Source organism: Streptococcus sp. GMD4S, from assembly GCF_000296955.1.
This window is the reverse complement of the sequence record NZ_AJRE01000071.1, coordinates 1-8,204: the sequence shown is the minus strand read 5'-3', so window position 1 is coordinate 8,204 and position 8,204 is coordinate 1. Positions and strand designations below refer to the sequence as shown.

Below are 8,204 nucleotides of genomic sequence, written 5' to 3'. Positions count from 1 at the left end.
AAAAAGGCACTGAAACGTTTAGCAACGTAACCAAATAGCGGAATTTGAGAGAACTTTTCAACCCCAACAAAGCGAATGACAGACAAGACTAACATTGAACTTCCTGCCAAGAGAGCTAGAATGGTCGAGAACCAACGATAGGCAATCCCACTAACCGTATACATGATGAGCGCCACTAAGACCAAGATGGTCGCATTTCCCAAGTCTGGGAAAATTCCCAAGCTACCAATCAGAACCAGCAGAACAAAACGCCAGTCATTAAAAGCTCGAGGCAGCCACTGATTCTGTGTCAAAACCTGGAAGTCATAAACCGCAATCTCATCTTGTTGTTTTGAAAATCGATGTGCCAGGTACCAGATGATGATAATCTTAAGGTATTCCGCAGGCTGAATCGTTACAGGTCCTACAGAGATCCATCCGTATGCTCCATTGACAGGTGTTCCGACCAGTCGCGCCAGAGCTAAAAGAACCATCTCCACAATCATTACGATAAAAATAAGACGCCCATTTCTTAGGAAACCTAATTTTAATTTATAGATTAAGGCAATCAGAACCAAACTAGCTATCCAAAAGATCCCCTGGTTACGCACCAATTGAAAGGCACTTTTCCCTTCTTCGATCAAGGTTGCACTCGTTGTCGAGTACACCACAATCAGACCCAAAATCGATAAAAGGAAGTAAGGAATCAAAATGGAATAGTTTAGTAGGTGCCTTTTACTAATTTTCATATTTCACCACTCTAATAGGAACAGACGTTTCTGTTCCCAATTCCGTTTTATTTTCTAGTTTTGATTGCTATTATACCACTTTTTCAGAAAGAAAAAAACTCTTATCCTTTAATCCTTCGAATTTTACTCATTTTCTAGTATCAGGTATAAAAAAACAAATCTCTTTTGAGATTTGTTTTTTGATTTCTTAGTTAGATGAAGAGCTGCTGCTTGAGCTTGAGTCACCACCACCGATGTATTGGGTGAAGATGTTTTGGAAGGCTTGATCCTTAACCTTGATGTTTGCTGCTTGCAATTCTTTACCAATTACTCCTTGAACAAAGGCTGAATCATTTTGTTTTTGAGTCAAGATGATGGTCTTCAATTTTTCTTTATAATCCTCTATATTAGAAGATTTTTCTGTTTTCTTCGTTACTTTGATGATGTAGAACTGACTGCTGTAGGCTTGTGTTCCAGTAGCTGTAATCACATCAGAAACCCCGTTCACATCCAAGGCAAAGGCTGCTTTCTTGACTTGTTCTGGAAGTTCTGTAGAAGCAGAGTCAAAAGTGATTTCTCCACCATTTTCTTTTGTTTTGTCGTCGTTAGAGTTGTCTTTTGCCAACTGAGCAAAATCTGCACCTTCTGCTTTAGCTTTCTCAAGTACTTCTTTTGCCTTGTCTTCATTATCCAAACGGATGATTTGAGCTGTTACATCTGGTGTGTAAGACTCAAAAGCTTTTTGGTAAGCTTCGTCTGTCAACTCACTCTCAGCAGCCTTCTTAACTGCCAATTCAACCAATTTGCTAGTGCGGATTTGAGCTTTACGAGTCTCAGGTGTCATACCTGCACGTTGAAGCACGCTGTTGTAGCTATCGCCGTATTTCTTTTGTTCTTCAGCAACGGCATCATCCACATCTTTATCCGTTACCTCTGATCCATATTGTTGTTCAAATACTTTTTGGATGGTCATATTGAGCAAGACTTGTTGTGCAGTTGGATTGTTCTTTACTTCTTCAAAGAATTGATGCTCTGTAATCACATCGCCCTTCATGCTGATCAAATCTTTTCCTTCAGAACTGTTTGAACAAGCTGCAAGTGTTGCTACTGATAAAAGTGTGATGGCTCCTGCCATAAGTTTTTTCTTCATTTTTACTCCTTTTACGGTAAGTGTTACCTTATCTATTTTACTATAATTTCTTAAATTTTTCTGAAAATCATTCGCTCTCAGGAAGCTCTACTTCTGCTAGATTCTTTCGTAGCATGAGAATACCATCTCCAAGTGGAACTAGAGTTGCTGTTAAACCTGGATTGTCCAAAGTTGCGTCGAAAAGTCTTTGCAAACCACGGTAAATGGTTCGTTGACCACGGCGGACTTCCATGATGTCCTTGGCAACATCTCCTCCTTGGAAAATATCATCCAAGACCACTACTCCACCAACTTCCAAGTGCTTGAGGATTTCTGGTAGAAAGACGATGTACTTGGACTTGGCCGAATCCATAAAGACAAAATCATATGTTTCTGTCAAAGTAGATAAAACATCAACAGCATCACCTTCAAGTAAGGTGATTTGCTTACGACTGTCAAACTGGGCAAAGTTTTCCTTGGCAAAGCCTATCATCTCAAGATTACGGTCAATGGTTGTAATCTTGGCATCTGGCGCATGTTCCGCCATCAAGAGGGCTGAAAAACCAATTGCCGTCCCAATCTCCAAAATGTTCTTGGGCTGTATGGTCTCCATGAGAAATCGAAAATACGCGACCGTTTCATGGGGAATGATGGGAATGTTCTCCTTGCGAGCAAAGGTCTCCAATTCTTTCAAAGAACCTGTCACCTGCTTTTGACGCTGGCGCATGAGTTCAACGATTTCTTCCTTGACGACGGGCCGACGCATATTGTGATTGGCATTTTTACTATAAGACTCTACCATCTTAAGCTAGTCCCAATTTTTCAACAAGGGCTTCAAACTCGTTCAAGCGACGTTCAAAGACTGCAAAGGCATCGTTGAGATAGTCTTCCTTCTCCATATCCACTCCCGCTTTTCTCATGACATTGAGTGGATAGTCTGACTTACCTGCCTTGAGGTAGTCGATATAGCGGTCACGATCTTCTTGACTACCATGGACAATCTTTTCAGCTAAGGCTGAAGCAGCTGCAAAACCAGTTGAATACTGATAAACATAGTAGTTATAGTAGAAGTGAGGAATGCGTGCCCACTCGTATTGGATCTGAGGATTGTCTTCCTTGCTGAGTCCATAGTACTCTTGGTTCAAGTCAGCGTAGAGTTTATTGAGGAAATCACTTGTCAAGACTTCTCCATTTTGGTCTGCTTGGTGGATAGCATGTTCAAACTCAGCGAATTGAGTTTGACGGAAAACTGTTCCACGGAAACCATCTAGGAAGTTATTGAGAATTGCAAAACGAGTTGCATCATCTTCTACTTCTTCCAGTAATTTCTCCGTCAAGATATTTTCATTTGTTGTTGAGGCAATCTCAGCCAAGAAGATAGAGTAATCTCCGTAAACATAAGGTTGGGTTTCTCGAGTATAGCTAGAGTGCATACTGTGACCTGTTTCATGGACAAGGGTAAAGAGATTGTCTAGATTGTCCTGCCAGTTGAGAAGCATAAAGGCATTGGTATCGTAAGAACCACCAGAGTAGGCACCAGAACGCTTGCCTTGGTTTTCATAGACATCAATCCAACGCTCACTGAAGGCACGTTTAACACGGCTCAAGTAGTCGTCACCCAAGACCGCCAAGGCCTCTTCTGCTTTTTTCAAGGCTTCTTCGTAGGTAAAGCTATAATCTACTGACGAAAGCGGTGTGTAGACATCGTACATCTTGAGGTCGGAAATACCCAAGATTTTAGAACGAAGTTCTAGGTAACGATGCAAGAGCGGCAAATGCTTGCGAACTGCTGCTACTAGATTGTCATAGACACTTTCTGGAACAAAATTTGCTGCGAGGGCTGCATGGCGAGCACTCTTATAGTTGCGAACTTTTGCTCGGTAGTTTTGCACCTTAACATTTGTCTGCAAAGTCTTAGCATAAGTATGTTGGAATTGCTCGTAAGTCGCATAAAGGGCTTCATAGGCACCACGACGCACTTCACGGTTTTTAGACTCCATCAAATGGATGTAAGTACCGTGTGAGAGTTGCACTTCCTTGCCTTCGTCATCAAGGACATATGGGAAGCTAATATCCGCATTGTCCAAAATAGCGAAGGTTTCACTAGCAGCGCCAAAGATTTCTCCTGCTCCAGCAAGCAATTCTTCCTCACGTTGCGAAAGAACATGGTCTTTCTTTTGCAAGAGCTTGTCAAAAAAGTGTTTGTAAACTTGGAGTTTTGGTTGAGCTTCTAGGAAGGCCGCATACTGCTCTTCGCTAATCTCCATAAACTCAGGTTCATAGAATGAAAAGGCTTGTTCTAACTGACTGTATAGGGTCATTGCCTTGGCATAGTACTCTTGATACTTGGCTTCACGCGTGTCCTGGTCATTTTTCATATGTGCATAGACATAAAGCTTTTCAACTTGGCGTTCCAAATCAAGTGAAAATTCTGTAATCTCAAGCAAACTGTCTGCACTATCCAAGAGATGCCCCTCATACTGGGACGCTGTTTGTACTTTTTCAGTTAAATCTTTCAAGGCTTCTTCCCAAGCCTGGTCTGTTGGGTAGATTGTTGAAAGATCCCATGTATCTTTTTCATTTATTTCATGTCGTTGTAAAACCATAAGATTCCTCCATCCTTTCTATTTTACCACATTTTTTGAGAAATATAAGTGATAAAAGGCTGGTGGATAGAGCTTTTGGAGATTATTTTTCTGATTTTTTTGATAGTAAGCCTGAAAATTTCTATAATAGCTAGCCAAATCCGTTTCAATCTGCAAAAAATCACCTGATGCTATCGGTCTGACCTGGGGATACCAGTCGTCAAGTTGACGGTTTAATAGATTGTCTCCTTGATAATAAGCTTCCTCCTGTTTTTTCATCCAGTAGGGCGTTTGATAGTACAACTGCTGGCGAATGTAGTGACAGATAGTTGAATCTTGCACAACTGCAAAACGAGGCAGTTTTTGTTTCTGATAAGGAAATCGTAGAATTTCCAAGAGATTTCCTTGACCATAGGGAAATTCTTTGACCTGAAAATGAAGCTTGCCACGTAGGTCCTGATGCAGAAGATATTTGAGTCTCAAAATTTTCCTTTTGAGATCCAGTTCCCAAACAAAGAAACCCATATTTTGACTAAAATAGAGAAATCCCCTTTGCAATTGTGTTAATCGCTCTTTTAACCAGAGTTTTTCTCCCAGTAGCCAGATAACCTGATAGCCCTGGCTGCGGTATCCTTGACTTCTATCGCCTAAAAGCTTTTGAGACAAGGGACTGCACTGAACTTCTAGTGCTAGTTTCCCATTGACGAGAACATCCGCAACCTGCTGAATCTCGGGCAGACTATATTCCAAGGCGACCTGATTGTCCTTCTTGGCCCAATGATAAAGGGCCTCTTTGTTGCCCATGTGTTCTGGACTTTCATTCTCGAAAATAGCGATGCAATCCCTTAACCTTTCATGGGCAAAGTGCGTTCGAATACTCTGTCCTTGGCGTAATCGTAGTCTGCCCCCACAGGCTGGACAAGTATAAGCTTGCTTGGTCACATCTTTTTCAAGGGCATTCACCAAATTCCCCTTGGCATCTCTGGCTACAAACATGGGCTACCTCCTTTTCTCATTTATTCGAAAAAGAAGAAAAAAAGACTGGAATTCCAGCCTTTCTTAATATTATTTCTTATCTTTTTTGTCTCTTAGAATATTTTTTTAGCATGGGAATGAGATTGGGAATCTGCTCACTTCTAATGACCAGCACGCCGTATTCTTGGCAGCGATTGGCATAAGCTGGATTGATTTTCCCCGTACAAACAATCAACTTGAGGCAACTCTCCCCAGCAAAATGATTGGCATAGACTTCTAGTTCGTTGATGGCTTCAACTGATAAATCTGTCATCTTGCAGGAGATAAAGGTAATCGAGCGGCCCTTTCTCAGAATAACATCAATCTCATTTTGAACATTGTCTGCCTCTGGAAAGATGCCATTCCAATCAATCTCACCGCCTATCATGCACTCATCAAACAGCTGAGATTCAAGCGCCAAGAGATAGAGATATACCTCTAAAATATGTCCCTTATTGCGGCAAAAGACTTGAGCTTCTTGACTTGGAAAGCTGTATGCTACTCGTTTCTTGTCCTCGCTTTCAATACAAAGCATCCCTGCTTCCACAAGTAAAGGGATGAGGGATTCTGGATAGTGATAATACCTGCCATTGTTTTCCAGTATCTTTTCTGTCTCAGCATGCAGGTCATTGGTCTTAGCTAGAGAGAAAAATTGGGTCACTTGATACCAGTGGGCAGGATTGGCAATGGCAGAGCTGGCTAGCTTTTTGATGGCTGCAATTTGCTGAGCTGAGTGGATAGGGCGTTTTGATTTGAGCATTTTTCCACCACGCAAGGCTATCAACTGTTGGATGCTTAGGGTTGGAATGTCCATGTCTTCTTTTTCTAACTGACCGGCTACCCACTTGTATTGTTTTCTCTGCTCGACATCCATGGCAACGATGGGGAGCTGCCGATCCAAGCCGTATTGATAGAGAGATAAGGCTAGTAGCGAATCCCCACCAAAAACATCGAGAAGGACTTGGTCATAGCCTGCTAGACAATAATCTAACTGGTCTGCTAGTTGTTCTAAGGATAACTGACGAAAGGTCACTCGTTGAATATGAGGTACCTCTTCCATGATAAACTGACGGAGAGAGAGCTTCTCTTCATTGCTTATTTTCGTCAAAGATAGAAAAAGAATCTCGTCACAATCACTGATAAAGGCTTGGTAGACATTCTTTTCCAATACATGCCGATCATACAGCTCCACCAAAAGACTCGTCATTGGACCACCTCCATCATCTACACTTTCTCAAGCCGAGAGAAAAATAATACAGCTCTACTGCTCACATTTCCTACTTCTAGTATAGCATAAAATCCTGCTTCCCCACTCTACCATCGCAAATAAAAATGAATAGAAACCTTGTAAAGTGGTTTCTATTCGCTTGTAAAGATTTGATTTACTTGATTTTCTTGGCTAGCATAGTCGCAAAGCGTAGTTGAATGCGATTACCATTTTCATCACGACGGTGCAGATGTCCTGGGTTTTCATTGTACTTAATCAATTCCCAATCCTTGTAGTAGTCCGCCAACTCCCCTTCTTTAAAAGTGAATGGGAAGTTGATTGAGCAAGGATAATCCTCTGTATCCATGGCACAGACGATAAGATTGTAACCACCGACCGTGGTGTGCTCCTGCATATTTTGGATAATAGCTGGAATGCGGTTCGCTTGTAGGAACATCAGAACAACTGTTGAAACGATAAAATCATAGTCTTGGCTAACACTGGCAGAATTGATATCATAAAGTCCGACAGGCATGTCTAGATCCTCTTGTTCCACAATGCTTTGCAAGATTTCAAGGGACAATTCATTTTGATCCACAGCTGTCACATCAAAACCATTCTGTGCGAGAAAGAGAGAGTTACGCCCCTGACCACAACCCAAATCCAAGGCTCTTCCAGGTTTCACCGTCTGCATAGCCTCTAGGACCTCTGAATGGACTGGATTAGTCTGGTATTTCTTAGGGAAATAATCCTCAGGTTTACAATAAAATTCCAAGTACCACTCTACATCGTCTGTTGCAGCCTCTACTCGGTGCCAGGCTTGCGGTTGCGCCATGGGATTGTCAGCCCCTGCCTCAAAGAGGTGTTCAGCTAGAACCTCACCATCTTCAGTCAACTCAATAAACTTGAGAGCCCCTTTCAACACAGTAATTTTTCCCCAAGTGCCGACTTTAGTATTGTGCTTTTGCTGAACAGCTTCAGGCATGGTTTGTTTATTCCACAAGGGCATCCGTTTATAGGCAATTAATTTTTCCATTTTACTTCCTCTTCTTAACGCTGGTTGACAGCTTTCATCACACGCGCGATGTCGCGGTTTTGTTCACGACGCTTGATAGACTCCCGTTTGTCATAGTCATGTTTCCCTTTAGCAAGTCCTAAAAGGAGTTTAGCATAACCATCTTTAATATAGACTTTAAGGGGAACAAGGGTCATTCCTGTCCCTTTGGTCTCTTGTTCCAATTTTTGAATTTGTTTTTTATGGAGCAAAAGTTTACGACGACGTTCTGGTTCCTGGTTCCAGATATTGCCCTCTTCGTAAGGGGCGATATGAACATTGCTCAGCCAGACTTCCCCATTTTTTACTTGGGCAAAGCCGTCCTTGAGATTGATTCGAGCAGCTCGAACGCTCTTGATTTCCGTTCCTGTCAGCACCATTCCTGCTTCAAGCGTATCAACGATTGTATAGTCGTGGTGCGCCTTTTTATTTTGTGCGACGACCTTTCCCTCGCCCTTTGCCATGCTTGGCTCCTTTCTTAGCTACTTCTTTGTAAAAAGGTTTCTTG

8 protein-coding genes are annotated in these 8,204 nt (G+C 42.0%); all 8 read right to left on the bottom strand.

The annotated features are described in order from the left end of the window. A partial coding sequence (locus GMD4S_RS06295; RefSeq protein WP_000703345.1) for an FtsW/RodA/SpoVE family cell cycle protein occupies nucleotides 1–728 on the bottom strand: 728 nt, incomplete at its 3' end. Between the two features lie 187 nt (nucleotides 729–915). Continuing rightward, complete coding sequence (gene prsA / locus GMD4S_RS06290) at nucleotides 916–1,857, bottom strand: peptidylprolyl isomerase PrsA (RefSeq protein ID WP_000728080.1); 942 nt, start codon at nucleotides 1,855–1,857, stop codon at nucleotides 916–918. Nucleotides 1,858–1,924: 67 nt separating this feature from the next. Continuing rightward, nucleotides 1,925–2,638 (bottom strand): O-methyltransferase, encoded by a 714-nt coding sequence (locus tag GMD4S_RS06285; RefSeq protein WP_000230408.1) that lies wholly within the window; start codon nucleotides 2,636–2,638, stop codon nucleotides 1,925–1,927. Nucleotide 2,639: 1 nt separating this feature from the next. Then, entirely contained in the window at nucleotides 2,640–4,442 is a 1,803-nt protein-coding gene (pepF, locus tag GMD4S_RS06280; RefSeq protein ID WP_000244095.1) for an oligoendopeptidase F, read from the bottom strand. A gap of 18 nt (nucleotides 4,443–4,460) precedes the next feature. After that, nucleotides 4,461–5,417, bottom strand: a complete 957-nt coding sequence (locus tag GMD4S_RS06275) for a competence protein CoiA (protein WP_000495881.1) — start codon at nucleotides 5,415–5,417, stop codon at nucleotides 4,461–4,463. Between the two features lie 76 nt (nucleotides 5,418–5,493). Then, a complete protein-coding gene (locus GMD4S_RS06270) occupies nucleotides 5,494–6,642 on the bottom strand; it encodes a DUF1887 family protein (protein WP_000202638.1) in 1,149 nt (382 codons plus the stop codon). 175 nt (nucleotides 6,643–6,817) lie between these two features. Then, on the bottom strand, nucleotides 6,818–7,678 hold the full coding sequence (gene tehB / locus GMD4S_RS06265; RefSeq protein ID WP_000413062.1) for an SAM-dependent methyltransferase TehB: 861 nt from the start codon (nucleotides 7,676–7,678) through the stop codon (nucleotides 6,818–6,820). Nucleotides 7,679–7,692: 14 nt separating this feature from the next. Beyond that, complete coding sequence (smpB, locus tag GMD4S_RS06260; RefSeq protein ID WP_001051742.1) at nucleotides 7,693–8,160, bottom strand: SsrA-binding protein SmpB; 468 nt, start codon at nucleotides 8,158–8,160, stop codon at nucleotides 7,693–7,695. Nucleotides 8,161–8,204 lie beyond the last annotated feature (44 nt).

Excerpts from the sequence above, each read along its gene's own strand:
- prsA (WP_000728080.1), bottom strand. The coding sequence starts at position 1,857 with ATGAAGAAAAAACTTATGGCAGGAGCCATCACACTTTTATCAGTAGCA.
- GMD4S_RS06285 (WP_000230408.1), bottom strand. The coding sequence starts at position 2,638 with ATGGTAGAGTCTTATAGTAAAAATGCCAATCACAATATGCGTCGGCCC.
- pepF (WP_000244095.1), bottom strand. The coding sequence starts at position 4,442 with ATGGTTTTACAACGACATGAAATAAATGAAAAAGATACATGGGATCTT.
- GMD4S_RS06275 (WP_000495881.1), bottom strand. The coding sequence starts at position 5,417 with ATGTTTGTAGCCAGAGATGCCAAGGGGAATTTGGTGAATGCCCTTGAA.
- GMD4S_RS06270 (WP_000202638.1), bottom strand. The coding sequence starts at position 6,642 with ATGACGAGTCTTTTGGTGGAGCTGTATGATCGGCATGTATTGGAAAAG.
- tehB (WP_000413062.1), bottom strand. The coding sequence starts at position 7,678 with ATGGAAAAATTAATTGCCTATAAACGGATGCCCTTGTGGAATAAACAA.
- smpB (WP_001051742.1), bottom strand. The coding sequence starts at position 8,160 with ATGGCAAAGGGCGAGGGAAAGGTCGTCGCACAAAATAAAAAGGCGCAC.